The organism is Streptomyces nanshensis (genome assembly GCF_001751255.1).
In the GTDB taxonomy this organism is placed as follows: domain Bacteria; phylum Actinomycetota; class Actinomycetes; order Streptomycetales; family Streptomycetaceae; genus Streptomyces; species Streptomyces nanshensis_A.
Genome location: NZ_LJGW01000488.1, coordinates 1 through 26,755 on the forward strand (window position 1 = coordinate 1; position 26,755 = coordinate 26,755).

General features: G+C 70.1%; 22 protein-coding genes. 4 read left to right on the plus strand and 18 right to left on the minus strand.

Translation table 11 applies throughout. The features are described from left to right. Positions 1-251 precede the first annotated feature (251 nt). The 7 genes from AN218_RS28895 to AN218_RS28925 all read right to left on the minus strand — a co-directional run bounded on the left by AN218_RS28895 (position 252) and on the right by AN218_RS28925 (position 6,913). On the minus strand, positions 252-521 hold the full coding sequence (locus tag AN218_RS28895) for a hypothetical protein (protein WP_070020051.1): 270 nt from the start codon (positions 519-521) through the stop codon (positions 252-254). A 95-nt stretch (positions 522-616) separates the two neighbouring features. Next, complete coding sequence (locus AN218_RS28900) at positions 617-1,579, minus strand: helix-turn-helix transcriptional regulator (RefSeq protein WP_070020052.1); 963 nt, start codon at positions 1,577-1,579, stop codon at positions 617-619. Between the two features lie 15 nt (positions 1,580-1,594). Next, on the minus strand, positions 1,595-2,569 hold the full coding sequence (locus AN218_RS28905) for a helix-turn-helix transcriptional regulator (RefSeq protein ID WP_070020053.1): 975 nt from the start codon (positions 2,567-2,569) through the stop codon (positions 1,595-1,597). 154 nt (positions 2,570-2,723) lie between these two features. Next, the gene (locus AN218_RS28910) at positions 2,724-3,098 is read right to left on the minus strand and encodes an FKBP-type peptidyl-prolyl cis-trans isomerase (RefSeq protein WP_055488325.1); all 375 of its coding nucleotides are present in this window, start codon (positions 3,096-3,098) and stop codon (positions 2,724-2,726) included. Between the two features lie 61 nt (positions 3,099-3,159). Next, on the minus strand, positions 3,160-4,110 hold the full coding sequence (locus AN218_RS28915) for an FKBP-type peptidyl-prolyl cis-trans isomerase (RefSeq protein WP_070020054.1): 951 nt from the start codon (positions 4,108-4,110) through the stop codon (positions 3,160-3,162). A gap of 88 nt (positions 4,111-4,198) precedes the next feature. Further along, the gene (gene pafA / locus AN218_RS28920) at positions 4,199-5,560 is read right to left on the minus strand and encodes a Pup--protein ligase (protein WP_070020055.1); all 1,362 of its coding nucleotides are present in this window, start codon (positions 5,558-5,560) and stop codon (positions 4,199-4,201) included. Between the two features lie 9 nt (positions 5,561-5,569). Then, on the minus strand, positions 5,570-6,913 hold the full coding sequence (locus AN218_RS28925) for an MFS transporter (protein ID WP_070020056.1): 1,344 nt from the start codon (positions 6,911-6,913) through the stop codon (positions 5,570-5,572). Positions 6,914-7,141: 228 nt separating this feature from the next. Between AN218_RS28925 and AN218_RS28930 the strand changes: the two genes are divergently transcribed. After that, positions 7,142-8,215 carry a LacI family DNA-binding transcriptional regulator gene (locus tag AN218_RS28930; protein ID WP_070020057.1) on the plus strand — a complete coding sequence of 358 codons (1,074 nt, stop codon included), beginning with the start codon at positions 7,142-7,144 and terminating at the stop codon, positions 8,213-8,215. A 192-nt stretch (positions 8,216-8,407) separates the two neighbouring features. On the opposite strand, the gene prcA is transcribed toward AN218_RS28930, so the two are convergent. The 5 genes from prcA to arc all read right to left on the minus strand — a co-directional run bounded on the left by prcA (position 8,408) and on the right by arc (position 14,116). Then, complete coding sequence (gene prcA, locus AN218_RS28935) at positions 8,408-9,184, minus strand: proteasome subunit alpha (RefSeq protein WP_070020058.1); 777 nt, start codon at positions 9,182-9,184, stop codon at positions 8,408-8,410. Positions 9,185-9,241: 57 nt separating this feature from the next. Further along, positions 9,242-10,087, minus strand: a complete 846-nt coding sequence (gene prcB / locus AN218_RS28940) for a proteasome subunit beta (RefSeq protein ID WP_070020059.1) — start codon at positions 10,085-10,087, stop codon at positions 9,242-9,244. A gap of 135 nt (positions 10,088-10,222) precedes the next feature. Next, entirely contained in the window at positions 10,223-10,441 is a 219-nt protein-coding gene (locus tag AN218_RS28945) for a ubiquitin-like protein Pup (RefSeq protein WP_070020060.1), read from the minus strand. A 140-nt stretch (positions 10,442-10,581) separates the two neighbouring features. Continuing rightward, entirely contained in the window at positions 10,582-12,093 is a 1,512-nt protein-coding gene (dop, locus tag AN218_RS28950; protein ID WP_070020061.1) for a depupylase/deamidase Dop, read from the minus strand. A 256-nt stretch (positions 12,094-12,349) separates the two neighbouring features. Then, complete coding sequence (gene arc, locus AN218_RS28955; protein ID WP_070020062.1) at positions 12,350-14,116, minus strand: proteasome ATPase; 1,767 nt, start codon at positions 14,114-14,116, stop codon at positions 12,350-12,352. Between the two features lie 243 nt (positions 14,117-14,359). Here arc and AN218_RS28960 point away from each other — a divergent pair, with 243 nt between their 5' ends. Continuing rightward, positions 14,360-14,647: a ferredoxin gene (locus tag AN218_RS28960; protein ID WP_070020063.1), complete on the plus strand. Its 288-nt coding sequence runs from the start codon at positions 14,360-14,362 to the stop codon at positions 14,645-14,647. A gap of 87 nt (positions 14,648-14,734) precedes the next feature. On the opposite strand, the gene AN218_RS28965 is transcribed toward AN218_RS28960, so the two are convergent. The 3 genes from AN218_RS28965 to AN218_RS28975 all read right to left on the minus strand — a co-directional run bounded on the left by AN218_RS28965 (position 14,735) and on the right by AN218_RS28975 (position 18,248). After that, positions 14,735-15,319 carry a hypothetical protein gene (locus tag AN218_RS28965; RefSeq protein WP_244900803.1) on the minus strand — a complete coding sequence of 195 codons (585 nt, stop codon included), beginning with the start codon at positions 15,317-15,319 and terminating at the stop codon, positions 14,735-14,737. Between the two features lie 236 nt (positions 15,320-15,555). Continuing rightward, entirely contained in the window at positions 15,556-16,455 is a 900-nt protein-coding gene (locus AN218_RS28970) for a tRNA (adenine-N1)-methyltransferase (RefSeq protein ID WP_070020064.1), read from the minus strand. A gap of 23 nt (positions 16,456-16,478) precedes the next feature. Next, on the minus strand, positions 16,479-18,248 hold the full coding sequence (locus tag AN218_RS28975) for a site-2 protease family protein (protein ID WP_070020065.1): 1,770 nt from the start codon (positions 18,246-18,248) through the stop codon (positions 16,479-16,481). A gap of 127 nt (positions 18,249-18,375) precedes the next feature. Between AN218_RS28975 and AN218_RS28980 the strand changes: the two genes are divergently transcribed. Further along, entirely contained in the window at positions 18,376-19,305 is a 930-nt protein-coding gene (locus AN218_RS28980; RefSeq protein ID WP_070020066.1) for a RecB family exonuclease, read from the plus strand. Between the two features lie 44 nt (positions 19,306-19,349). Next, entirely contained in the window at positions 19,350-20,018 is a 669-nt protein-coding gene (locus tag AN218_RS28985; RefSeq protein WP_070020067.1) for a response regulator, read from the plus strand. A gap of 72 nt (positions 20,019-20,090) precedes the next feature. Here AN218_RS28985 and AN218_RS28990 read toward each other — a convergent pair whose 3' ends face one another. From AN218_RS28990 to metH, 3 genes are all read right to left on the minus strand, one after another. Further along, positions 20,091-21,701: an ABC transporter substrate-binding protein gene (locus tag AN218_RS28990; protein WP_070020068.1), complete on the minus strand. Its 1,611-nt coding sequence runs from the start codon at positions 21,699-21,701 to the stop codon at positions 20,091-20,093. Positions 21,702-22,174: 473 nt separating this feature from the next. Beyond that, entirely contained in the window at positions 22,175-22,888 is a 714-nt protein-coding gene (locus AN218_RS28995) for an HAD family hydrolase (protein WP_070020069.1), read from the minus strand. Between the two features lie 106 nt (positions 22,889-22,994). After that, positions 22,995-26,519 (minus strand): methionine synthase, encoded by a 3,525-nt coding sequence (gene metH / locus AN218_RS29000; protein WP_070020070.1) that lies wholly within the window; start codon positions 26,517-26,519, stop codon positions 22,995-22,997. Positions 26,520-26,755 lie beyond the last annotated feature (236 nt).

Here is a 26,755-nt window from a genome sequence, read left to right on the forward strand (position 1 = left end):
TGCCACTACCTTCTCGCCGGGGCCGGCGTGTGTCCATGCCTGCCGTATGAATCAGACGGGCTGCGTCAAGCGAGTGCTCCAGCGATCGTAACCCTGGCCCGTGAACCGCGGGCAATGCCCGCACGGACCCGAGGTTGCGGTCACAGGCCGCGGTGACGCCGCGCTCGGTGCAGCTTACCGCTCAAAGGTACGGGCCAGGCAGGCCCCTGTGGACTGCCTCACGCAGGCGCGGTCCTCCGCCGCCTCGTTCGTCACACCCGTCCGTCACGCCGTACGTCACCTCGTACGTCGCCCGTCACATCGGCTCGTACGGTGCCCTGCGTTTCCCGTGCCGTGCCCGCGCGGGAGGCCAGCGGCACCGCGGCACGCTCCAGATCCTCCACGGCGCGGGTGATGCGCTCCGAACCGTCGCCGACGGCCCGGGTGAACCGGCGCACCTCCAGCCCGACCCGTACGGCCAGCACACCGAGCACGGCGATTCCGCAGAAGGCGAGTGCGAGAAAGAACATCGGCCAGAGCATGGGCCGAGCCTAGTGGGAAGAAGGGGGCCGCGATTCCGCCCGGCCCGCGCGTACTTCGCGTACTTCCCGCCGGGTGCACGCTCCCCGCAGAGGGCTCACTCCCCGTACGCCGCGAGCGCCGTGCGCGCCGCCTCCCGTGCGCTGTCGGCCAGTTCGACCGGTGCCACGATCCTGCCGTCGCGGCCCAGTCGCAGTGCGAGCCGCCGCAGCGAGGCCGGGTCGGGGGTGCGCAGCGTGACGCGCAGACCGCCGTCGGGCAGCTCCTCGGCGCTGTCGTACGGGTAGTACTCCGCGACCCAGCGGCCGCCGGGGCCGACCTCGACGACCACCTCCGGGTCCTCGGCGGAGGGCTGCACCAGGCCCTCGCTCAGGTCGCGCAGCTCGACCGGCGGCGGATCGGCGGCCTCCGCCAGCAGCCGGATCTCCGCGACCCGGTCCAGCCGGAAGGTGCGCCGGGCCTCGGAGAGGCGGCACCACGCCTCCAGGTAGGTGTGCCCGACGGCGAAGAGGCGGATCGGGTCGACCTCGCGCTCGGTGAGTTCGTCGCGGGCCGGCGAGTAGTAGCGCAGCCACAGCTTGCGGCGCTCGGCGATGGCGCGGTCCACGTCCGCGAAGACGCCGCCCTCGGACTCGAAGGTGACCGACAGCCGCGAACTGGCGCCCGCGCTCTCCCCCGCCGCCTCCTCCAGCTTGGCGGTGGCCCGGCGCAGCGCGTCGCGGTCGCTCTCGCGCAGTCCCGGCAGGGTGGCGACGGCGCGGGCGGCGACGAGCAGGGCCGTCGCCTCGTCGGAGGCCAGCCGGAGCGGCTGTGCGGTATCGCTGCCGAGCGCGTCGGCGTTCCGCCACCAGATGCGCTCGCCGTCGGTGTCGATCTCCAGCAGGTCGCCGCCGCGGAAGCTGGTGCCGCACATCGGCAGCACGTCGAGGTCGGAGATCAGCTCGTCGGAGGTGATGCCGAAGGCGCGGGCCACGTCGTCGACGCGGGCGCCCGGACGGTCACGGAGATAGGTGACCAGCGACAGCATCCGCCGGGTCTGGTCGATGGCGTTCGGTGCCACGGTCCGTACTCCCCCTCAGCCCTTGGCGACGGCGCGGAGCCTGTCGACCACTTCCGCCCGCAGCTCCGCCGGCTCCAGCACGATCACGTCGGGCCCGAACTCCACGAGCCAGGCGTCCAGGCCGTGCCCGTACGGGATCTCCAACTCCTCCCAGCCGCCGGGCAGTTCCCGTACCTCGGTGGCGCGTGCCCGCAGCGGGTAGCCCGCGCCGGAGCGCAGCCGGATGCGGGCGCTGCGCGAGGCGCTCTCCCCGGCCCAGCGCTCGACGGTCTCCCGTACGGTCACCTGATCGGGGACCGCGGCGGTGAAGGCGCCCGAACGGGAACGCACGGGACCTGTGATGCGGGAGAGCCGGAAGACGCGCTCGGCCTGGCGCTCGCGGTCGAAGCCCGCGAGATACCAGTGGCCGCGCCAGCACTCCAGCGTCCAGGGCTCGACCTGGCGGCGCTCGGGTCGGGCGGCGTTGGACTTGCGGTAGTCGAAGACGACGGGACGGCGGTCGCGGCACGCGAGCATCAGCGGCTCGAACGCGGCCTCGCGGGCCGGGATATGAGGCTCCAGCGTGCTGTGCGGCACCGTCGGCGCGGTGCCCTGCGCGGCGTCGTCGTGCTGCGGCATGCCGCCGGCCGCATGCAGCTTCTGGAGGGCTCCGCTCGCGGCTCCGGCGAGGCGGGCCTGCTGCCAGACGCGCGCGGCAAGGCCGAGGGCGGTGGCCTCCTCGGCGTCGAGCGCGATGGGCGGGAGGCGGTTGCTGTCGCGCTGGGCGCGGTAGCCGATCTCGCCCTCCAGGCTCTCCACCGTGTCGATGACCAGGCCGAGTTCGCGCAGATCGTCCTTGTCGCGCTCGAACATCCTGTTGAACGACTCGTCGCTGCCGGCCTCGAGATATGCCTCGATCGAGCTACGCAGCTCGCGCTTCGTCAACGGGCGCCGGGTCCCGAGCAGGCACAGCGCCAGATTCATCAGCCGCTCGGCCTTGGGAATCGCCATGGGCTCCCTCGTGCTCCCGTACGTCTCGTACTGCTCTGTGCTCTTCTCGGCAGTTCCAGGCAATTGACCGTACCGCTCGGCGCGTTCCCCGCCAAAGCGCAGCCGAGGGCCCCGCCCGGCGGCGGGACCCTCGGACAAGCCGCGGTGCGGTCAGTCAGACGGAGACGAGGTCGCAGACGAAGATCAGCGTCTCGTTCGGCTTGATACGGCCGCCGCCCGCTCCCTGCTCCCCGTACGCGAGGTGGGCGGGGATCGTCAGCCGGCGGCGCCCGCCGACCTTCATGCCCTGCACACCCCGGTCCCAGCCGGGGATGACCTGGCCGGCGCCGAGCTGGAACTGCAGCGGCTTGCCGCGGTTCCAACTGGCGTCGAACTCCTCGCCGCTGGAGAAGGAGACGCCCACGTAGTGGACGGAGACGTTGTCGCCGGCCTTGGCCTCGGGCCCGTCGCCCTCCCAGAGATCAACGATCTCCAGATCGGCAGGCGGCGCGCCCTCGGGAAAGTCGACCTCGGGCTTGTCGATGCTCACGAAATGGCTCCTAGCAACGAATCATTCGGACAACCGCATCAGTCTGTCACGCCCTGCGGGGTCAGTTGACGTTCAGCACGTCCACCGAGAAGACCACGCCGGAGGAGAACTGCTTGCGCTGCTGCTTGGGGAACTCGTCCTTCGGCACGGAGATCACCACGCGGCTGCCGGCCTTCTTGCCCTTCAGCGCCTCGGCCCAGCCGGGGATCTTGGAGACGGGGATCTCCTGCGGGCCGCCCTGCGCCCAGGTGTCGTCGAGCTGCTTGCCGCCCTTCCACAGCTTCGCCGAGAACTGGGTGAGGATCGTGCTCTTCTCGGTGACCTCCTTGCCGTCACCCTTGATGATCGTCTCGTCGAGCAGCTTGTCCGGGGCCTCGTCCTTGCCCTTGGGCATGGTGATGTCGGGCGCCTTGTCCTTCTCGACCTTGGTGCTGACCTTGGGCAGGTCGGGGTTGTGGTCGAGCTTGGCGGGCTCGCCGTCGATCTTGCTCGGCATGATCTTCTTCAGGTCGACGACGAAGACCAGCGTGGAGTTCTTCGGAATGGTCGGCGGCTGGCCCTGCTTGCCGTAACCCTTCGCCGGGGGGACCACCAGCTCGACGCGGCTGCCGAGCTTCTTGCCCACCAGGGCCTCGTCCCAGCCCTTGATGACCTTGCCGGTGCCGATCTGGAAGGTGGCGGGCTGGCCGCGCTTCCAACTGCTGTCGAATTCCTTGCCGTTCCAGAGCTGGCCGTGGTAATTCGCGTTCAGCGAGTCGCCCTTCTTGACCTTCTGACCCTTGCCCTCCTTGAGGACCTTGACCTTCAGGTCCTTCGGCGGCTTGCCCTTCCCCTTGGCGACCTTGGGCTTCTTGTCCGCCGAGCCCGTCACCTGCGGCGGCTGCCCGTTGTCGTCGTCACCGCCGCACGCGGCGACGGAGAAGGCCAGCGCGGGCACGGCGAGGGCGGCGACGAGGCGGCGCGCGAAGAGCTTCCTGGGGCGGGGGGTCGTTCCCCGGGGGGTCTGCAGCATTGTGTCCAACTCGCGGTGTAGGGATGTCCGGACGGTCGGGGGCAACCCTACGGCCCCGTCCGGACATCCCGACCCCGGTCGACACGTCTCACATCCCGGCGATGAGCTTCTCCACGCGCTCGTCCACCGACCGGAACGGGTCTTTGCACAACACGGTGCGCTGTGCCTGGTCGTTGAGCTTCAGATGGACCCAGTCGACGGTGAAGTCGCGGCGCTGCTCCTGCGCACGCCTGATGAAGTCGCCCCGCAGCCGCGCCCGAGTGGTCTGCGGCGGCACCGACTTGCCCTCGAAGATCTTCAAGTCGTTGCAGATACGGGCGGCCTGGCCGTTGCGCTCCAGCAGGTAGTAGAGACCGCGGCGACGGTGGATGTCGTGGTACGCGAGGTCTATCTGCGCGATGCGGGGATGCGACATCGTGATGTTGTTCTTCGCGCGGTAGCGCTCGATCAACTGGTACTTCATGACCCAGTCGATCTCCGTGTTGATCTTGTCGAGTTCCTGGGTGCGGATGGCGTCCAGGGCCCGTCCCCACAGCTCCAGTACGCGCTCCACGCGGCCGGTGCGGATGCCGCGCCGCTCGCAGAAGTCCAGCGCCTTCTCGTAGTACTCCTGCTGCACCTCCAGCGCGGAGGCCTCGCGGCCGCTGGCCAGGCGCACCTTGCGCTGCCCGGTGATGTCGTGGCTGACCTCGCGGATGGCCCGGATCGGGTTCTCCAGGGTCAGGTCGCGCATCACGGTGCCCGCCTCGATCATGCGGAGCACGAGGTCGGTGGCGCCGACCTTGAGCAGCATGGTCGTCTCGGACATGTTGGAGTCGCCCACGATCACATGCAGCCTGCGGTAGCGCTCGGCGTCCGCGTGCGGCTCGTCGCGGGTGTTGATGATCGGACGGGAGCGCGTGGTCGCGGAGCTGACGCCCTCCCAGATGTGCTCGGCGCGCTGGCTCACGCAGTAGACGGCGCCCCGCGGCGTCTGCAGCACCTTGCCCGCGCCGCACACGAGTTGGCGTGTGACGAGGAACGGGATCAGCACGTCCGCGAGCCGGGAGAACTCCCCGTGGCGGGCCACCAGGTAGTTCTCGTGGCAGCCGTAGGAGTTGCCCGCCGAGTCGGTGTTGTTCTTGAACAGGAAGACGTCGCCCGCGATTCCTTCCTCGTGCAGGCGCCGTTCGGCGTCGACGAGCAGCCCCTCGAGGATGCGCTCGCCCGACTTGTCGTGGGTGACCAGCTCGGTGACGTTGTCGCACTCGGGGGTCGCGTACTCGGGGTGGGAGCCGACGTCCAGATAGAGGCGGGCCCCGTTGCGCAGGAAGACGTTGCTGCTGCGGCCCCATGACACGACACGGCGGAAGAGATACCGCGCCACTTCGTCGGGGGACAGACGGCGCTGGCCCCGGAACGTACACGTGACGCCGTACTCGTTCTCAAGCCCGAAGATTCGGCGGTCCATGACTGAACATTACGCCTGACGGCCTGTTCTGAAACCGGGTTGGGGGGCACCGTTGCGATCATTTTCCGCCTCGGTGACCGGCGCCGACGCGGGAGCAGGCGCTGCTCCGGGACCTGCGGCGGCACCCTCACGGGCGTCCGGCGCACGGTCCCCCGCCACCGGCTCACGAGGGGGCGCGGCGGAGGGAGCGAGCGCCCCGCGCGTGAGCAGCAGTACGAGGAACGCCGTCAGACCGCCGCCGCCCACGACCGCGAACCCGGCGGCGGTACCGCCCGTCTCGATCACGGGTCCGACGACCGCCGTACCGGCCGCCGCCCCGACCCCGAACGTCGTCACCAGCCAGGAGAACGCCTCGGTGACCGTCCCCGAGGGCGCGTGCCGGTCCACGACCACGAACACACAGGCGAGCGCGGGCGCCAGGAAGACACCGGCGAGCCCGGCGAGCGCGGTCATCGCCACCACTCCCGGTACGAGCACCAGGGGCGTGTAACCGGCGGCGAGGGCCAGAACCAGCCACATCAGCCGCCGTTCCGGAGCCCCGGCCCACTGCCGCGCCCCGTACACCAGCCCGCCGGCGAGCGCGCCGAAGCCCAGCGCGGAGAGCAGATACGTGGAGACGAGGGCGTCGCCGTGGTCGTCCGCGTAGCTGACGGCGGCGACGGAGACCGCACCCAGCGCCAGTCCGACGAAGAAGAACGTGCCGAGCAGCGCCAGCAGCCCCGCCGAGCGCAGCGCGCCCAGCCAGTGCGGTTCACGGGGCGCGGAACGCCAGGCACGGGACGGCGGCGAGACGACGACCGAGAGCGCGCCGAGCACCCCGAGCACGTTGATGACGAGCAGCGCCGCGGCCTCGTTCCAGAACGCCACGAACACCGTCACCAGCAGCGGCCCGACCGCGAACATCACCTCCTGGGCGACCGCGTCGAGCGCGTACGCCTGGTGCACCCGGTCCGGGCTCTTGAGCACGCTCGGCCACAGCGCCCGCAGTCCGCCCTCCAGCGGCGGCGTGCACAGGCCCGCCACGAGCACTCCGGCCGCGGCGAGCCAGACCGGGTCGGTGCCGGCGCCCGCCAGCAGCAGCATGCCCAGTGCCGAGAGCAGCGCCGCGGGAAGCATCACGCGCGGCTGCCCGTGCAGGTCGACCAGGCGCCCGAGCATCGGCTGGCCGACGGCGGTCGCCAGTCCGTACACGGCGGAGAGGACACCGGCGAGCGTGTAACTGCCGCCTTCGGCGCGGGTGAAGAGCACGATCGCCAGCGGACCGGTCGCGTTGGGCAGCCTGCCGGTCAGCGTGCCGGCGAGCAGCCGTACCGCGTGGCGGGCGCGCAGCAGTTCCGTGTAACCAGTCGCCACGGCTCTCGGCTCCTTCCCTCGCTCGGTGCCTCGCCGGGCGCCTCGTACGGAGGGCGGCGAGGGAACGTTTTACGTATAACTTGCGGCGTCATACGTACCATGTCGCTGACTCCGGGGTCCACCCGATAAACCGGGACCAGAGACCGACGGGCGCACAGACCAAGGGACTTACGGACCCGCCGACCACCGGCGGCGAAGCCCCGGCAGACCGGCGAAGGAGCGGCACGCATGGCGAGCACCCGGCGGCCCGGCACGGCGGACGAGCCGGACGCGACGGCCCCGTCCGAGCGCCCCCGCCCCACCAGCCGCGACGTCGCCCGGCACGCGAACGTCTCGCAGGCCACCGTCTCCCTCGTGCTGGGCGGCAAGTGGCAGGGGCGGGTCTCCGCGCGTACGGCCGAGACCGTACGGTCGGCCGCCCGCACCCTCGGCTACCGCCCCAACCTGGCCGCGCGCAGCCTGCGTCTGGGACGTACCCGTACGGCACTTCTGGTCGTCCCCGCCCTCACCCACGACTACTTCGCGCGGGTGCACGCCGGTGCCTCACGCGTCGCCGCCGAGCACGACTTCGGCGTCGTGCTGTATCCGTCGCCGGAGGGCACCGGGCCCGCCGTCGACCCCTTCGGCTCGGCACGCGCGGCACTGGACGGCGTGATCGCCTCCTCGATGGCGCCGGAGGCACTGGCCGCGCTGGGCGAGGGCGGGCTGCCCCTGGTGATGCTGGACACCGATCCGGCGGGCGGCCGGGCCGCCGCCACCGTCAATCTCGACATCGCCGACGGCATGCGCCAGGTGGCCGGGCATCTCCTCGGCCTCGGCCACCGCCGTCTCGCGCATCTGGCCGCGGCCGTGGACACCTGGACGTTCGGCGTACGGGCGCGGGCGCTGGAAGAGGCGGTGGCCGGGGAGCCGGCGGCGGCCATGCGTACGGAGTCCAGCGACCTGACCGTCGAGGCGGGGCTGCGCGCGGCCACCCGCGCCCTCTCCGCCGAGCCGCGGCCCACCGCGGTGATCTGTGACGACGATCTGCTGGCCGCCGGCGCGTGCAAGGCGGCCCGCCGGCTGGGGCTGCGCGTACCGGAGGACGTCTCCGTGACCGGATTCGACGATCTGAGCCTCGCGACCGCGCTGGAACCGGAGTTGACGACAGTCCGGCTGCCCGCCGAGGAGGTCGGCGCCGCCGGGATGCGCGCACTGCTGGACGTGCTCGAGGGACGTACGGCCGGTACGCCCGTACTGCCCGTACGGCTCGTACAGCGTGACTCCACGGCCGAGCCGCCCCAGCCCCCCGAGGAGCGCTGAGCGCCCGCACGGGGCCGCTCAGGACGCCGGCACCGCCGCGGACCTCCCTCTCCCCCGCCGACGGCGTACCGGGCTCACAACGGCCCGTAGAGCGCCGCGTGCCCCGCAACCCCCTGACGTATCAAGGGGGTTGCGGGGCACACACGCGGTACGCGGCCGCAGACGACAGGCGGAAGAGCGGAGAGCGGCGCCTTACTTCTCCGAGTCGCCGTCCGAGGACTCCTCCCCGTCGTCTCCGGACTCCGACGAGCCCGAGCCGCCGGAGCTCTCGTCCTCGCCCAGCAGGCGCCGGAGCTGACTGCCCAGCACCCGCTTGAACTTGCGCTGCTGGACGCGGCTGCGGTCGAGGAGCGCGACCTCCAACTGGTCGGCGGTGACCTCACGTTCGCCGCCGTTGTTGTCGCGCGCCAGCGACTCCTTGCCGAGCTTGACGGCCTCGGCGAGCGTCATGTCGTCGCGGTGGCGCTGTTCCAGATAGCTGTTGATCTGGTCGGAGTTGCCGCCGACCGCGAGCGAGCCGTGCTCGTCGACGATCGAGCCGTCGTGCGGCAGCCGGTAGATCTGGTCGTCCTCCGGAGCGGGCCCGACCTCGGCCACGATCAACTCGACCTCGTACGGCTTCTCCGCGGCGCTGGAGAAGATCGTGCCGAGCGTCTGTGCGTAGACGTTCGCCAGCCCACGGGCCGTCACATCGGCGCGGTCGTAGGTGAATCCGCGCAGATCCGCGTAGCGGACACCGCCGATGCGCAGATTCTCGAACTCGTTGTACTTGCCCACCGCCGCGAAGGCGATGCGGTCGTAGATCTCACTGATCTTGTGCAGCGACCGCGAGGGGTTCTCGGCGACGAACACGATGCCGTCGGTGTACTGGAGCACGACCACGCTGCGGCCGCGCGCGATGCCCTTGCGGGCGTACTCGGCGCGGTCGGCCATGGCCTGCTGGGGTGAGACGTAGAACGGCGTCGACACCGGCTATCCGTCCCTTCCTTCTCCTGTCAGAGGGCGCTGAAGGCCCCGTGGCCTTCGTCAGGTGAGCGGGGCCTTCGGCCCGTTGGGCTGCTCGAGCCGGCCCTCGTGCATCGTGCGGACGAGCCCGGACACCTCCTCCTCGGGCACCTTCCGGCAACCCTCGTCGGAGATGACCGTGAGCGTGGGGTAGATCTTGCGCGTCATGTCCGGGCCGCCCGTCGCGGAATCGTCGTCCGCGGCGTCATACAGCGCCTGGAGCGTCACCGTGCAGACCTGCTCCTCCGTCAGATCGCTGCGGTGCAGCTTCTTCAGGGAGCCGCGCGCGAAGACGGAGCCGGAGCCGACGGCGGTGAAGCCGAACTCCTCGGAGCGGCCGCCCGTCACGTCGTAGGAGAAGATCCGGCCCTTCTCGCGGTCCACGTCGTAGCCCGCGAACACCGGGACGACGGCGAGACCTTGGAGCGCCATGCCGAGATTGCTGCGGATCATGGTGGACAGGCGGTTGGCCTTGCCCTCCAGCGAGAGCGTGGAGCCCTCCACCTTCTCGAAGTGCTCCAGTTCGAGCTGGAAGAGCTTCACCATCTCCACCGCGAGACCCGCCGTGCCGGCGATGCCGACCGCCGAGTACTCGTCGGCGGGGAAGACCTTCTCGATGTCCCGCTGCGCGATGACGTTCCCCATCGTCGCCCGGCGGTCGCCCGCGAGCACGACCCCGCCCTCGTACGTCGCCGCGACGATGGTCGTGCCGTGCGGAGCCTGCACGGCGCCCTCGACCGCGGGCAGCGGCCGGCTGCCGGGCAGCACCTCGGGAGCGTGCTCGGACAGGAAGTCCATGAACGAGGACGAGCCGGGCGTCAGGAAGGCAGCCGGCAGACGCCCTGTGTCACGAGTGTTGGCTTCCACACGTTTCCTTCCACGGTTCGGAAGTCGGTCAGAAGAGATCTTGGAATACTGCACGGACCTTACCCACCGGCCCGGAAGTCATCCGTCCTGCGCCCCCGCCACTGTCGGGGGGGCGCAGGACGGGAAATCACGCGACTACTCTCCGCCCTTCTGAACGAAGGACCGCACGAAGTCCTCGGCGTTCTCCTCGAGGACGTCGTCGATCTCGTCCAGGACGGAGTCCACATCGTCCGAGAGTGCTTCCTGGCGCTCCTTGAGGTCCTCGGAGACCTGCGTCTCGTCAGTCTGTTCCTCGGTGTCCTCGGTCTGGCGGGTGGCCTTCTGCTGCCCGCCGCCGGTGTCCTTGGTCGCCATATCCTCACCCCGCTCGGTTCGGTGTACGCGTGACGTACAAGATCAGACCCTACAAGCAGGGACTGACATCGGCCCTTCACTTCTCCAACGTCGGAGTACCACCCCGGTGATTCCCGCATGCGGCACCGAATAGCCGTCCGTCAGCCTCCGGAAAGCACCCTCACCAGGTCCTCCGCGGTACGGCACCGGTCCAGCAGCTCCTTGACGTGGTCCCGGGTGCCGCGCAGCGGCTCCAGCGTGGGCACACGTTGCAGAGAGTCACGGCCGGGCAGGTCGAAGATGACCGAGTCCCACGAGGCGGCGGCGACGTCGTCCGCGTACTGCTCGAGGCACCGGCCGCGGAAGTAGGCGCGGGTGTCCTCGGGCGGTTTGCCGACGGCCCGCTGGATGTCGTCCTCCTCCAGCAGACGCTGGATGTTGCCCCGGTTCGCGAGGCGGTTGTAGAGGCCCTTGTCGGCCCGTACGTCCGCGTACTGCAGGTCCACCAGGTGCAGCCGTGCCGCGTCCCAGCCGAGGCGGTCACGGCGGCGGTAGCCCTCCATCAGCTCGCGCTTGGCGACCCAGTCCAGCTCCCCGGAGAGGCTCATCGGGTCCTGTTCGAGCCTGGTCAGGACGTCTTCCCAGCGTGTGAGCACGTCCTTGGTCTGCTCGTCCGCGTCGGCGCCCCAGCGCTCCTCGACGTACTTGCGCGCCAGCTCGCAGTACTCCATCTGAAGCTGGACGCCCGTGAGCGTACGGCCGCTGCGCAGCGTGATCAGCTTGCCCAGGGTCGGGTCGTGCGAGACGTGGTGGAGGGTGCGGACCGGCTGGTCGACGGCGAGGTCGACCGCGATGAAGTCGTCCTCGATCATCGACAGCACCAGCGAGGTCGTGCCGAGCTTGAGGTAGGTCGAGATCTCCGACAGGTTCGCGTCGCCGATGATCACATGGAGCCGGCGGTACTTCTCCGCGTCCGCGTGCGGCTCGTCACGGGTGTTGATGATCGGCCGCTTCAGGGTCGTCTCCAGGCCGACCTCGACCTCGAAGTAGTCGGCGCGCTGGCTGAGCTGGAAGCCGTGCTCGCTGCCGTCCTGGCCGAGGCCGACGCGGCCGGCGCCGCAGACCACCTGGCGGGAGACGAAGAACGGCGTCAGGTGCCGGACGATGTCGGAGAACGGCGTCTCCCGCTTCATCAGGTAGTTCTCGTGGGTGCCGTACGAGGCGCCCTTGTTATCGGTGTTGTTCTTGTAGAGGTGGATCGCCTGCGTGCCGGGGACCTCGGCGGCACGCTCCGCGGCCTCCGCCATGATCCGCTCCCCCGCCTTGTCCCACAGGACGGCGTCGAGAGGGTTGGTGACCTCCGGGGCGCTGTACTCGGGGTGGGCGTGGTCGACGTAGAGACGGGCGCCGTTGGTGAGGATGACGTTGGCCAGACCGATGTCCTCGTCGGTGAGCTGGCTGGCGTCGGCGGACTCCCGGGCCAGGTCGAAGCCGCGGGCGTCCCGCAGCGGGTTCTCCTCCTCGAAGTCCCAGCGGGCACGGCGTGCCCGGTGCATCGCCGCGGCGTAGGCGTTGACGATCTGGGATGAGGTGAGCATGGCATTGGCGTTGGGATGGCCGGGTACGGAGATCCCGTACTCCGTCTCGATGCCCATTACTCGCCGTACGGTCATGCGGCCCTCCTTGCCCGGCAGCGGCCCGCCTGTGAGCCGCCGCTCAAGTCCCGCTGCGCATCCGCCCCGTCTGCGGTCCTTCCCTCAGCACTGTGCACAGCGGCACTACGCACGAGCCTAGAACGCACGGGCTGAAGTCGGGAGATCACTCAGCGGACTTCCTCGGACTGCTCAAAACGGATCCGGCCACGGAGGCCCCCTCCCCTGCCTTCGGCGGGGGTCCACCAGGGGCGTCCGCAGCCGGATCGCTGTCTGCTTACAGGTACTGACCGGTGTTGGCCACTGTGTCGATGGAACGGCCCGTGTCCGCGCCCTGCTTTCCGGTGACCAGCGTGCGGATGTAGACGATCCGCTCGCCCTTCTTGCCGGAGATGCGGGCCCAGTCGTCCGGGTTGGTGGTGTTCGGCAGGTCCTCGTTCTCCTTGAACTCGTCGACGCACGCGGCGAGCAGATGGGAGACGCGCAGGCCCTTCTGGTTCTGGTCGAGGTAGGCCTTGATGGCCATCTTCTTCGCGCGGCCCACGATGTTCTCGATCATGGCGCCGGAGTTGAAGTCCTTGAAGTAGAGGACTTCCTTGTCGCCGTTGGCGTAGGTGACCTCGAGGAAGCGGTTCTCCTCGGACTCCGCGTACATCTGCTCCACGACGGACTGGATCATCGCGTCGCAGGCGGCGTCGGTGTTGCCGCCGTGCTCCGCGACGTCGTCCGCGTGCAGCGGGAGGTTCGCGGTGAGGTACTTCGAGAAGATGTCCTTCGCGGCCTCGGCGTCGGGGCGCTCGATCTTGATTTTCACGTCGAGACGGCCGGGACGCAGGATCGCGGGGTCGATCATGTCCTCGCGGTTGGAGGCGCCGATGACGATGACGTTCTCCAGGCCCTCCACGCCGTCGATCTCGGAGAGGAGCTGCGGGACGATCGTGTTCTCCACGTCCGAGCTGACGCCCGAACCGCGCGTACGGAACAGGGAGTCCATCTCGTCGAAGAAGACGATGACGGGGGTGCCCTCGCTCGCCTTCTCTCTGGCTCGCTGGAAGACCAGCCGGATGTGCCGTTCGGTCTCGCCCACGTACTTGTTGAGCAGTTCCGGGCCCTTGATGTTGAGGAAGTAACTCTTCCCCTGGGGCTTGCCGGTGACCTCAGCGACCTTCTTGGCCAGCGAGTTGGCGACCGCCTTGGCGATCAGCGTCTTGCCGCAGCCGGGCGGGCCGTAGAGCAGCACGCCCTTGGGCGGGCGCAGTTCGTGCTCCTTGAAGAGGTCCGGGTGCAGATACGGCAGCTCCACCGCGTCGCGGATCTGCTCGATCTGCCCGCGGAGACCGCCGATCTTGGCGTAGTCGATGTCGGGGACCTCTTCGAGAACAAGCTCCTCGACCTCGCTCTTGGGCACGACTTCGAAGACGTAACCGGAACGCGGCTCCAGGAGAAGGGCGTCGCCCGCGCGGAGCGTCGTCTCCAGCAGGGGCTCGGCGAGACGTACGACGCGTTCCTCGTCGGTGTGCCCGACGACCAGCGCGCGCTCGCCGTCCTCCAGCACCTCCTTGAGCATCACGATGTCGCCCGCGTTTTCGAACTCCATCGCCTCGACGACGTTGAGCGCTTCGTTGAGCATGAGCTCCTGGCCCCGCCGGAGCTCCTCGAGTTCGACGCTGGGGCTGACGTTCACGCGGAGCTTGCGTCCTCCGGTGAAGATGTCGGCGGTGCCGTCGTCGCTCGCCTTCAGGAAGACGCCGAATCCGGCCGGCGGCTGCGCGAGGCGGTCCACCTCTTCCTTGAGGGCCACGATCTGATCGCGCGCCTCACGGAGAGTGTTGGAGAGCCGCTCGTTCTGCGCGGAGACGCCTGCCAGATTCGTCTGAAGCTCGACGATCCGCTCCTCAAGAACGCGAGTGTGCCGCGGAGAGTCGGCGAGCTTGCGGCGCAGGACGGCGATTTCCTGCTCGAGATACGCGACCTGGCCGGACGGGTCTTCCGAACCCCGACCGGACCGGGTGCCGCGGGTGCTGTCGTCGTCGTGGGCTGCCACGGTCCTCACCTCCTCCAGGGGGAGCTGGACGCTTCCTGACCCTACCTGGGCGGGTACGGGTTGAAACCCTAGATCAGAAAGACTGTCGCGGTGTGTCTGATCTTCACCCTTGCGCACTCCCTCACGCCAGGGGAATACCCACCCATGACCATCCGAAAGCGGCCGGTTGTAGGGTCGGAACGGTCAACACCCCTTCATGGACAGCAGTTTTCCATCACGAACGCAGGAACGGCAGGCGACTGGATGAGCACCGGGGACGACGCACTCGAGGTCTGGATCGACCAGGATCTGTGCACCGGCGACGGCATCTGCGCGCAGTACGCACCCGAGGTGTTCGAGCTGGACATCGACGGCTTGGCCTATGTGAAGAGCGCGGACGACGAGCTTCTTCAGGACAAGGGGGCGACGACTCCCGTACCGCTTCCGCTTCTCACCGACGTCGCCGACTCCGCCAAGGAGTGCCCCGGCGACTGCATCCATGTCCGCCGTGTTTCGGACAGTGTTGAAGTCTACGGCCCCGACGCCGAGTAGTGCGGAGCGTCACGGACTCTCACGCTGTGTGGCAGAGACGGCCGGGCGTCATGGCTGGAAAGTGACGCGAAACACGGTGCGTTGCTGCTAGATGCTCTCCGAGCCGCCCGGCACCGGAGCCGCCTTAAGCGCGAACTTGCCGTCCTTCCACTCCCACTTCACCTTCCGCTGCCGGTCCGGGCAGCAGCTCGGCACCGACGGCGAGGAGTAGCCGAGCAGCTTGGCCGAGACCGTACGGTCGTCGACCTTCAGATCCTCGACCGTCATCCGCTCCTTCATGCGCAGCATCGTCGCGACGACGCGGGGCTTCTGGTCGGGGCGGGGCGCGGCGCCGAGCACGAACAGGGCGTTGGGGGGCGTGCCCGTACCGGAGTGGCAGCGGACCGAGGCGACGGTCTCCTGCTGTCCGTCGCCGTCGAAGTCCGCGGAACCCTTGGCGACGACGTCGACCTTGACGGACGGACTGCCGCAATCCACGGGGTAGTCGGCCTTCTTGGCGTCCGGGGCGGGGGCCATGCCGGACGCGGCCGCGGTGAGGGTGGGCTGGGCCGTGGCGCCCGCGGGCTGGACGAAGGAGGAAAGTCCGACGACGGCGGCCAGCGCCACGGCGGTGCCCATCCAGTGCACCATGCGGGTACGGGTGTGCGGCAGTTCCAGTTCCAGTTCCGTCACGCCGGGTGACTCCTGTGAGAAGTGTGCTCGGGGGGCTTGGGGGTGCCCAGCATCGTGCCATACGTCACACCGCACTGGAACGGCCGGGACGGCACTTCCGCGTACGGCTGCTGACGATCCGTGAGATGACCCACGTAGGCGGGACCGCGGGCCCGCTGCCGCACCGGTGGGTCAACTCACGGGGCACACGGCGAAGTTGCCGACGGGACAGCGGACGCGGTGGCCCAACGGGCCGCTCAGGAGCGGCCGGAGGTGCTCCCGGGACCCGTGTAGTCCTCCCCGTACGCGCCCTTGGCGGGACGGCGGCGGCGCAGCGGCGGCTCGACGCCGTCGGCGAGACGGCGGGCGGTGAGGAGGAAGCCGGTGTGCCCGATCATGCGGTGGTCGGGGCGTACGGCCAGGCCCTCCACATGCCAGTTGCGCACCATCGTCTCCCACGCCTGCGGCTCGTTGAACGTGCCGTGCTCGCGGATCGACTCGACCATGCGGGCCAGTTGGGTCGTGGTGGCGACGTAGCTGCACAGGATGCCGCCCGGCACGAGCGCCTTGGAGACGGCCTCCAGACACTCCCACGGCGCGAGCATGTCGAGGATGACGCGGTCGATGTCGCTGTCCGAGAGCTGGTCCTGGAGGTCGCCGACGGTGAGCGTCCACGCGGGGTGCGGCTCGCCGAAGTACCGCTCGACGTTCTGCTGCGCGATCTGCGCGAAGTCCTCGCGGCGTTCGTAGCTGTGCAGCATGCCGCCGTCGCCGATGGCGCGCAGCAGGAAGGCGCTGAGCGAGCCGGAGCCGACGCCCGCCTCGACGACGCGCGCGCCCGGGAAGATGTCGGCCATCGCCAGGACTTGGCCCGCGTCCTTGGGATAGACGACGGCGGCGCCGCGCGGCATGGACAGGACGTAGTCGGGGAGCAGGGGGCGCAGCGCGAGATAGGCGACGTTTCCGGTCGTACGGACGACACTGCCCTCGGGAGCACCGATCAGCTCGTCGTGGGGGAAGGCTCCCTTGTGCGTGTGGAAGCTCTTTCCCTCTTCGAGCGTGAACGTGTAGTGGCGTCCCTTGGGATCGGTGAGCTGGACCTGGTCCCCGACCTTGAAGGGCCCGCGACGGCGGGCTGCACCGGTCGGTTCGGACATGCGCAACAGACTAACGGGTCTGGTCAGCGGGTCTGCGCGGAGGGTTTGGCCATGGCGGCGACGAAGGCACGCTCGACGTCGCCGGTGGAGAGCACTCCGTAGATCTCGCCGGTCTGCTCGACCACCAGGTACTCGGTGGCGGGGGTGGCGCGCAGATGCTCCAGCAGCTCCTCGCCGGCCAACTCGGCGGGGACGCGCATGCCCTCCTTGAGGTCCTGGGCGAGGGTGGAGACCTCGACCCAGGGGCGGCGGTGCGAGGGCACTCCGGCGATGGCCGCCTCCCGTACGAGGGAGACCGGGCCGCCGCTGCCGTCGACGACCACAAGGGCGCGGGCGCCTGCCTCGTTGGCGCGGCGCAGCGCCTCCGAGAGCGGGGTGTCGGTGGGCACCGGGACGGCGCGCCTGGTGAGGGTGCGGGCCCGCAGCTCCGGGAGGTGTTCGCGCAGCCGCGCCATGCGGAGGCTGTTGCCCGCGCCCGTCCAGATGATGGCGGCGAGGATCGCCGCGAGCAGCGCGTCCATAAGGGAGTTGACGCCGCCGAAGCTCTCCTGTGTGAAGCCGCCGGCGTGCGTCGCGAGGGGCAGCCCGATGAGGACGGCGATGGCCAGGGCGCGGCCGATCCACGCGGCGAAGACGGTGCCCGTCATCGGACGGCCGCTCAGCTTCCACACGAGGGCGCGCAGCATCCGGCCGCCGTCCAGGGGCAGTCCGGGCAGCAGGTTGAACGCGGCCACGAAGAGGTTGGAGATCATCAGGCCCGCCAGCAGCACGCCCGGCACGGTGCCCGGCTCCACGACCCGCATCCCACCGTAGAAGACACCGGCGAGGACGAGGGAGAGCAGCGGCCCGACGCCGGCGAGGACGAACTCGCGCCCGGGGCTCTCGGCCTCCTTCTCGATCTCGGAGACGCCGCCGAAGAACTGGAGCTGGATGCGGCGCACGGGGAGCTGGAAGCGCAGCGCCGCGACGGTGTGGGCGAGTTCGTGAACGAGGACGGAGGCGTAGAAGGCGACGGCGAAGAAGAGCGCGATCAGATAGCGCAGCGAGCCGAGATGGGGCAGGACGCGATCGAGCTGGCCGCCGAAGACCCAGGTGATGAGGGCGGCGACGAGGAACCAGCTCGGTGCGACGTAGACGGGCACGCCGAAGGGGCGGCCCATGAGGATGCCGCCGCCGAAGGGGCGGGCGCGGCGGGGCTTGTCGGGGCCGAGGGGGCCCTGTCCGGGGTCGGGGTCGGAACCGGGGGCGGAGCCGGGGCCGGGCGCGGAGGGCGGGCCGGAGCCGGGGGTCGAGGGGGTGCCCGGACCGGAACCGGATCCGGAGTCGGAGGGGCCGCCGGAGCCGGCGGAGTCGGAAGATCCGTCAGAGGGGCCCGAGTGGCCTGAGCCGGAGCGGGAGTTGGGGCCCGGGTCGGGGCCTGAGCCGGAGTCGGAGTCGGAGTCGGATCCGGCTGCGCCGTCCGCGCCCGCACGCGTACCCGTACCGGAGTCCGCTCCCCCGTCGGCACCGCCCGGCCGTGAGCCCGACGGTGCGTCAGCGGCCGTACCGTCCTCGCCCGCCGGGGCCGAACCGGGCACGGGCGACGGGTCGTTGGACGGTTCTGACGCACCGTCCGACGGGTCGCCGCCGCCCGTACCGGCGTCCGCGGGCCGCGCCCGGTCCGGCCGCGCTTCCGGGTACGCCGGGGCGTCCGGACGGTCCGGACGGGGCGATGCCCCCTCCGCCGTTCCGGATTCGCCGGAGCCGCCGGGGCCGCCTGAGTGCGGCCTGCCGCCGTTTTCCGTGTCCGCCACGGGTTCCCCTCTGCTGCTTCCTCCGCACTCCGCTGCGCTGCCGCTTCCTCGTCGCGTGTACAGGGCGGGTGCGCCGTCCTCGATGGTATGCGTCCGTTGTCGGTGCGGGGCCCTAGGGTCGTACGTCATGACCACCCGCGTCGCATCCCCGCCGAACTCCCTTTCACCGTCCCGTGCCAGCGATTTCATGCAGTGCCCGCTGCTCTACCGCTTCCGGGTGATCGACAAACTGCCGGAGAAACCATCGGCGGCCGCCACGCGGGGCACCGTCGTCCACGCCGTGCTGGAGCGGCTGTTCGACGCTCCCGCCGAGCAGCGCAGTCTGCCACGTGCCCGCGCTCTGGTACCCCGTGAGTGGGAGCGGCTTCTCGCCAAGCGTCCGGAGCTGTGCGAGCTGTTCGCGGAGGAGGGGCAGGAGGCCCCGGACGGCGAACGGCTCGCGGCCTGGCTCGCCCAGGCGGAGGCCCTCGTCGAGCGCTGGTTCTCGCTGGAGGACCCGACCCGGCTGGAGCCCGCGGAACGGGAGTTGTTCGTCGAGGCGACGCTCGATTCGGGGCTGCGGCTGCGCGGCATCATCGACCGCGTCGACGTGGCGCCCACGGGCGAGGTGCGCATCGTCGACTACAAGACGGGCAAGGCGCCCCCGCCGCGGTTCTCCGACGGGCCGCTCTTCCAGATGAAGTTCTACGCGCTGGTGGTCTGGCGGCTGCGCGGGATCGTGCCCCGCCGCCTCCAACTGGTCTTCCTGGGCAGCGGAGATGTGCTGACGTACGACCCGGACGAGGAGGATCTGCGCGGCGTCGAGCGCAAGCTGCTCGCGCTGTGGGAGGCGATCACCAGGGCCACCGAGACGGGTGACTGGCGGCCCTCGCCGAGCCGGCTGTGCGACTGGTGCGACCACCAGGCCCACTGCCCGGAGTTCGGCGGCTCTCCCCCGCCGTATCCGCTGACGGTGCAGCCGCGGCTGCCCGAGCCCCGTACGCACACGGACGGAGACGGAGACGGAGAAGGGGACGGGAAAGGGGAAGGGGCACACGACGCGGCACCGGACGCTTAGGCAAGAATGGGGCCTCTCGCCTGACGCCCGCCGAAGGAGATCACGTGGCTATCCGCGTCCTGTTGGTCGACGACCAGCCGCTGCTGCGCACCGGCTTCCGGATGATCCTGGAGGCGGAGCAGGACATCGCCGTCGTCGGCGAGGCCGGTGACGGACTCCAGGCGCTGGACCAGGTAAGGGCGTTGCAGCCGGACGTCGTCCTCATGGACATCCGCATGCCGCGCATGGACGGCGTGGAGGCCACGCGCCGTATCACCGGTCCCGCGAAGGACGGCCCGGCGAAGGTGCTCGTACTGACGACCTTCGACCTCGACGAGTACGTGGTGGAGGCGCTGCGCGCCGGTGCCAGCGGCTTCCTCCTCAAGGACGCCCCGGCGGCCGAGCTGGTGCAGGCGATCCGCGTGGTCGCGGCGGGCGAGGCGATGCTGGCCCCGAGCATCACGCGCCGGCTGCTCGACAAGTACGCGGGGAAGCTCCCCTCGGGCGAGGAGCCCGTGCCGGACACGCTGCACCAGTTGACGGAGCGTGAGGTGGAGGTGCTGAAGCTGGTGGCGCGCGGCCTGTCGAACTCCGAGATCGCCGCCGACCTCTTCGTCAGCGAGACCACGGTCAAGACGCACGTGGGGCACGTGCTCACCAAGCTGGGGCTGCGCGACCGTGTGCAGGCCGCGGTCTACGCGTACGAGAGCGGGCTGGTGCGGCCCGGATCCTGACCCGGCCCTGGGTCAGGCGGAGCCCGGGCGGCGCGACATCACGGCGTCCCGCCCCCGGCCCCGACTACCGCGTCACTCGTCCGTGTTGCGGCCCAGCTCCCACAACTGCAGCACGGACGAGGAGTTGAGCGCCCACTCGACGCCCGTGATGTCGTCCCGTGCCGCGATGAACTGCTTGCCCTGCCACAGCGGCAGCACCGGCACCTCGTCGGCGACGATGTCCTGCGCGCGTTCGAAGCCCGCCTCGGTGCGGACGCGGTCGGTCTTCTGCCGCGTCCTGGGGATGACGTCGTCGCGTATCTCGGTACTGGTGTAAGGGCTGTTGAGGAAGTTGTTCCGCTCGAAGAACGGCGCGATGTAGTTGTCGGCGTCCGGGAAGTCGGGGAACCAGCCGTAGCCGTAGACCTGGTACTTCCCCTTCAGCGCGTCCGTGCGGTATTTGTCCCACGGCAGCCCCCGCACCTTGGCGTCGAAGAGCCCGGTGTTGTTGAGCTGCTTCTTCAGCGCCTCGAACTCCTTCTTGGTGACGCTGCCGTAGTGGTCGCTGGTGTAGGCGAGTTCGAGCTTCACGGGTGTGCTCACCCCCGCCTTGCGCAGCGTGTTCGCCGCCGCGTCCGCGCCGGACTCCTCCTCCGACTCCCCTGACGCGCTGTACTTGTTGAAGAAGGAGTTGCGGTGCCCCGGTACGCCCGAGGGCACCAGCGAGTAGAGCGGGTCGGCGGTGCGGGCGTAGACGTCCCGTACGAGCGACTCGCGGTCGATCAGCTCGGCGATCGCCCGCCGCACGGCCAGCCGGCCCACGGTCTCGTCGTCGGTGTTGAAGACGAGGTAGCGGATCTCCTGGCCCGGCTGCTGGACGAGGTCGATGCGGTCCTCGGGCGCCGCCTCCAGCCGCTCGACCTGCTTGGGCGAGATGGTCCGGTTCATCAGATCGATGTCGCCGGCGCGCAGTGCCTTCTCCATGGACTCCGAGTCCTTGAAGGAGCGCAGCTCGACCTTCTCGCTGTGGACGTGCAGTCCGCCCTTGTACTCGTCGTTGCGGCTGAAGACCGTCTTGCTCGCCTTGGAGTCGAACTCGAGGGTGTACGGCCCGGATCCGGCCGTCTCGAAGCCCTTGGCGAAGCCGTCGGGGGGATAGCTCTCCTGATCGACGATGGAGGCCGCGGGTGTGGCGATCTTGTACGGGAAGGTGGCGTCGGGCTTGCGCAGATTGAAGACGACCTCGTGGTCGCTGGTCGCCTTCACCCTGGCTATGCCGGCCAGCAGCGAGGCCGGCCCGTTGGCGAAGCGGATGCGCAGGATGCGCCGGACCGAGAACTCCACGTCGTGGGCGTCGAGCGTGTGCCCGTTGGAGAACGTCAGGCCCTTGCGCAGCGTGCACCGGTACTGCTCGTTCCGGGCGTCGGCGAAGCCGCACTTCTGCGCCGCGTCCCGCACGGGCCGGTTGCCGGAACGGGGCATGCGCAGCAGCGTCTGGTAGACGTTGCGCATCACGTTCCAGGAGCTCACGTCGTACGCGGCGGCCGGATCGAAGGGCGCCGGGGTGGCCTTGGTGACGGCGAAGGCGTCGGTCGTGCCGACGACGACCGGCGGTGCGTCGCTCCCCGTGACCTGACCGCAGCCGGTCAGCAGGGAGGCGAGCAGTCCGGCTGCCGCCGCCAGGGCGGGCGTCCTGCACTTCATCGGGCGCGGCCCTCCCGTCCGTACGCGCCGCTCACGGCACGCAGGGGCGGCGGGGGTGCCGGCAGCACGCTCGGCAGGCCCGTCCGGCCTGCTCGGCCTGTCTCCAACACCCCGTCCTGGCAACGGACTCGGAGCCCGATGAGGATCACCTCCGGTTTCGCCGTACATGACCGCGCGGCACGGCGGACCCCCGCGAGTGCGGGCGGAACGCGGGTCCGGCGGCATCTTCCGGTACGGCGGCTCGGTCCGCTCGCACCGCAGCGGCCGAGGACCGGCACCGACACGTAGTGCGTGGTGAATGTCACAGCGCCTTTCGCGCCCAGTCAAGAGGCCCGACGGTCTATTCGGTCACACCGCCGACGCAGATCATCCGTATTTCCAGGGCGAGTTGAGGAGGCACGACGCCGCAGGCCGCCGCCTGAGCGTCCCGGAGCGAAGCCGGGTGTCCGGGACCCGGAAGGGGACGCCGAGCGTCAGGAGACGCCCTCGTGCGCCACGAGGACCGTGGAACGCAGGAAGGCGAGATCCACTTCTTCGAGCGACCGCACGACGGTGCGGCCCGGACCCGCCTCGATCGGTGCGACGGACGGCACCGCCACCACCCGGCAGCCCGCCGCCTCGCCCGAGGCCACCCCCGTCACCGTGTCCTCGATGACGGCGCAGCGCGCCGGGTGGGCGCCCAGCCGCTCGGCCGCCGTCAGATAGGGGTCGGGGTGCGGCTTCGTACGCGTCAACTCGTCGCCGGCGACGGTGATGTCGAAGTGCTCACGGCCCAGCGAGCCGAGCATCTCGTCGACGACGGCGCGGTGCGAGGCGGAGACGAGCGCCGTGGGCACCCCGTGCAGCGACAGCTCCGCGAGCAGGCGCCGGGCGCCCGGTACGAGGGCCACGCCGCGGCGCAGCCGCTCGATGAACTTCTCGTTCAGCAGCACCGTCAGCTCCTCGACCGTGACGTCGGCCCGCGTCGCCTCGATGAGGAAGCCCGCGCTGCGCGTCATCGGGCCGCCGACGACGACTTCGCGCCATTCGTCCTTCAGTACGTGACCGAGCTCCGCGAATGCCTCACTCTCGGCGTCCCACCAGAAGCCTTCCGTGTCGACCAGGGTGCCGTCCATGTCGAGGAGCACCGCCTGCAGCGACGACCCCTGGGCCGTGAGCGTGCCGGGCGCGGCGATGGAGCTGGTCATCCGCGTACACCTCCGTGAGGGACAACAAGGCCGGCCGCCCGCCCCCGCGGGAGCGAACGACCGGCCTGTACCGGATCGACCATTCTACGACGGTTCGATCAGAGCGCTATCGGGCGTTGAAGTACTTGGCCTCCGGATGGTGGATGACGATCGCGTCGGTGGACTGCTCGGGATGGAGCTGGAACTCCTCCGACAGCTCCACGCCGATGCGCTTCGGCTTCAGCAGTTCCGCGATCTTCGCCCGGTCCTCCAGATCGGGGCAGGCACCGTAGCCGAGGGAGAAGCGGGCGCCCCGGTACTTCAGCGCGAACATGTCGGCCATCGCCGCCGGGTCCTCCGCGGAGATGTCCAGCTCGGAGCGGACCCGGGCGTGCCAGTACTCGGCGAGGGCCTCGGCGAGCTGGACGGAGAGACCGTGCAGCTCCAGATAGTCGCGGTAGGCGTCCTTCGCGAACAGCTCCGCGGTGGCCTCGCCGATCTTGGAGCCGACGGTGACGACCTGGAGCCCCACGACGTCCTTCTCACCGGAGTCCTCGGGACGGAAGAAGTCCGCGAGGCACAGCCGCCGTCCGCGCCGCTGCCGGGGGAAGGTGAAGCGGGTCAGCTCGCTGCCGTCCTCGCCCAGCAGGATCAGGTCGTCGCCCTTGGAGACACAGGGGTAGTAGCCGTAGACGACGGCCGCCTCCAGCATGTTCTCCGTGTGCAGGCGCTCCAGCCAGCCGCGCAGCCGGGGGCGGCCCTCGCTCTCCACCAGCTCCTCGTAGCCGGGGCCCTCGCCCGTGCGGGCCTCCTTCAGGCCCCACTGGCCCTTGAAGAGGGCGCCCTCGTCGATCCAGGACGCGTAGTCCTTGAGGCCGATGCCCTTGACGACGCGGCTGCCCCAGAACGGCGGCTCCGGCACCGGGTTGTCCGTGGCGACGTCGGAGCGCACCGAGCCGTCGTTGACCTCCTGCTCGGGGACCTCCCCGGCCGCGGACGTGGGGCGCTTGGGCACGCGGCGCTGCTTGAGCGGCGGCAGTTCGACGCCGGGGACGCCGCGCTTGACGCCGATGAGGGCGTCCATGAGCCGCAGGCCCTCGAACGCGTCGCGCGCGTAACGGACTTCGCCCTCGTAGATCTCGTGCAGGTCCTGCTCGACGTAGGCGCGGGTGAGGGCGGCGCCGCCGAGGATGACCGGGAAGTCCGCGGCCATGCGGCGCTGGTTCAGCTCCTCCAGGTTCTCCTTCATGATCACCGTGGACTTCACCAGCAGTCCGGACATCCCGATGACGTCGGCCTTGTGCTCCTCGGCGGCGTCGAGGATGGCGCCGACGGGCTGCTTGATGCCCAGATTGACCACGTTGTAGCCGTTGTTGGACAGGATGATGTCGACGAGGTTCTTGCCGATGTCGTGGACGTCGCCGCGGACCGTGGCCAGGACGATGGTGCCCTTGCCGTCGTCGTCGGACTTCTCCATGTGCGGTTCGAGGTGGGCGACCGCGGTCTTCATCACCTCGGCGGACTGGAGCACGAACGGAAGCTGCATCTTGCCCGCGCCGAACAGTTCGCCGACGACCTTCATGCCCGCCAGGAGTGTCTCGTTGACGATGTCGAGGGCGGGGCGCTCCTGCAGCGCCTCGTCCAAGTCGGCCTCCAGGCCCTTGCGTTCGCCGTCGATGACGCGGCGCTGAAGGCGCTCGTCCAGCGGCAGCGCCAGCAGCTCCTCCGCCTTGCCGGCCTTCATCGCCTTGGTGTCGACGCCCTCGAAGAGCTCCAGGAGGTGCTGGAGGGGGTCGTAACCCTCGCGGCGGCGGTCGTAGATCAGGTCGAGGGCGGTGGTGACCTGCTCCTCGTCCAGGCGCGCGATCGGGAGGATCTTGCTGGCGTGAACGATCGCGGAGTCCAGGCCCGCCTTGACGCACTCGTCGAGGAAGACGGAGTTGAGGACGATGCGCGCGGCCGGGTTGAGGCCGAAGGAGATGTTGGAGAGGCCGAGCGTGGTCTGCACGTCCGGGTGGCGCCTCTTCAACTCGCGGATGGCCTCGATGGTGTTGATGCCGTCCTTGCGGGACTCCTCCTGGCCCGTGCAGATGGTGAACGTCAGGCAGTCGATGAGGATGCTCGACTCGTCGATGCCGTAGTTGACCGTCAGGTCCTCGATGATGCGCTCGGCGATGGCGACCTTGTTCTCGGCCGTACGGGCCTGGCCCTCCTCGTCGATGGTCAGCGCCATCAGGGCGGCGCCGTGCTCGCGTGCCAGCGACGCGACGCGGGCGAAGCGGGACTCGGGGCCGTCGCCGTCCTCGTAGTTGACGGAGTTGATGACGGCGCGTCCGCCGAGCTTCTCCAACCCGGCCTGGATGACGGGGACTTCGGTGGAGTCCAGGACGAGGGGCAGCGTCGAGGAGGTCGCGAAGCGGCCGGCCAGCTCGTTCATGTCGGCGACGCCGTCCCGGCCGACGTAGTCGACGCACAGGTCGAGCATGTGCGCGCCCTCGCGGATCTGGTCGCGGGCCATCTCGACGCAGTCGTCCCAGCGGCCGTCGAGCATGGCCTCGCGGAACTTCTTCGACCCGTTGGCGTTCGTACGTTCGCCGATCGCCAGGTACGAGGTGTCCTGGCGGAAGGGCACCATCTGGTAGAGCGAGGCGGCGCCCGGCTCGGGGGCGGGCGTGCGGTCGGCCGGCTCCTTGCCGTGGACGCGCTCGACGAGCCGGCGCAGATGCTCGGGGGTGGTGCCGCAGCAGCCGCCGACGAGGGAGAGGCCGTAGTCGCGGACGAAGCCCTCGTGGGCGTCGCACAGTTCGTCGGGCGTGAGCGGGTAGTGGGCGCCGTCCTTGCCCAGTACGGGCAGGCCCGCGTTGGGCATGCACGAGATGGGCACGCGGGCGTGCTGCGCGAGGTAGCGCAGGTGCTCGCTCATCTCGGCCGGTCCGGTGGCGCAGTTGAGGCCGATCATGTCGATGCCCAGCGGTTCCAGGGCCGTCAGGGCGGCGCCGATCTCGGAGCCCAGCAGCATCGTGCCGGTGGTCTCGACGGTCACGGAGCAGATCAGCGGAAGGTCCTGGGCGCCGACGGATTCCATGGCGCGACGGGCGCCGATCACGGCGGCCTTCGTCTGCAGCAGGTCCTGGGTGGTCTCCACCAGCAGGGCGTCGGCGCCGCCGGCGATCATGCCCTCGGCGTTCTCCTGGTAGGCGTCGCGCAGCCTCGTGTACGGGGCGTGGCCCAGGGTGGGCAGCTTGGTGCCGGGGCCCATGGAGCCCAGCACCCAGCGGGGGCGGCCGTCGGCCTCGAACTCGTCCGCGACGTCGCGGGCGATGCGGGTGCCCTTCTCGGACAGCTCGAAGATGCGGTCGGTGATCTCGTACTCGCCGAGTGCGGCGTGGTTGGCGCCGAAGGTGTTGGTCTCCACGCAGTCCACACCGGCTTCGAAGTACTCGGTGTGCACGGAGCGGATGATGTCCGGGCGCGTGACGTTGAGGATCTCGTTGCAGCCTTCGAGCTGCTCGAAGTCGTCGAGTGTCGGGTCCTGCGCCTGAATCATGGTGCCCATCGCGCCGTCGGCGACGATCACGCGTTCCGTGAGCGCCTTGCGCAGGGCTGCTGCCCGCGGGAAGGCGGAATCGGGCGTACTGCTCGGCGAGGCCATGAAGGGTTCTCCCTTGGATGCGACGGCTGTCGGCTATGCGCTCCCGTCACTCCGCGGAGGACGGCGCACCTGATCAGGGTATCGGGCGGGCACAAGGGCGCCGCTGGACGAGGGGTGGAGCGGCAGGGCAGAGCGGGAGAAACCGTGTCCGTACGGGACGAGACGGGCGCCGGGACCGTGCGTCGTCGTGGGCGCGGGCGGGCGGGTCAGCCGGGTCGGGCGGGTCGGGCGGGTGA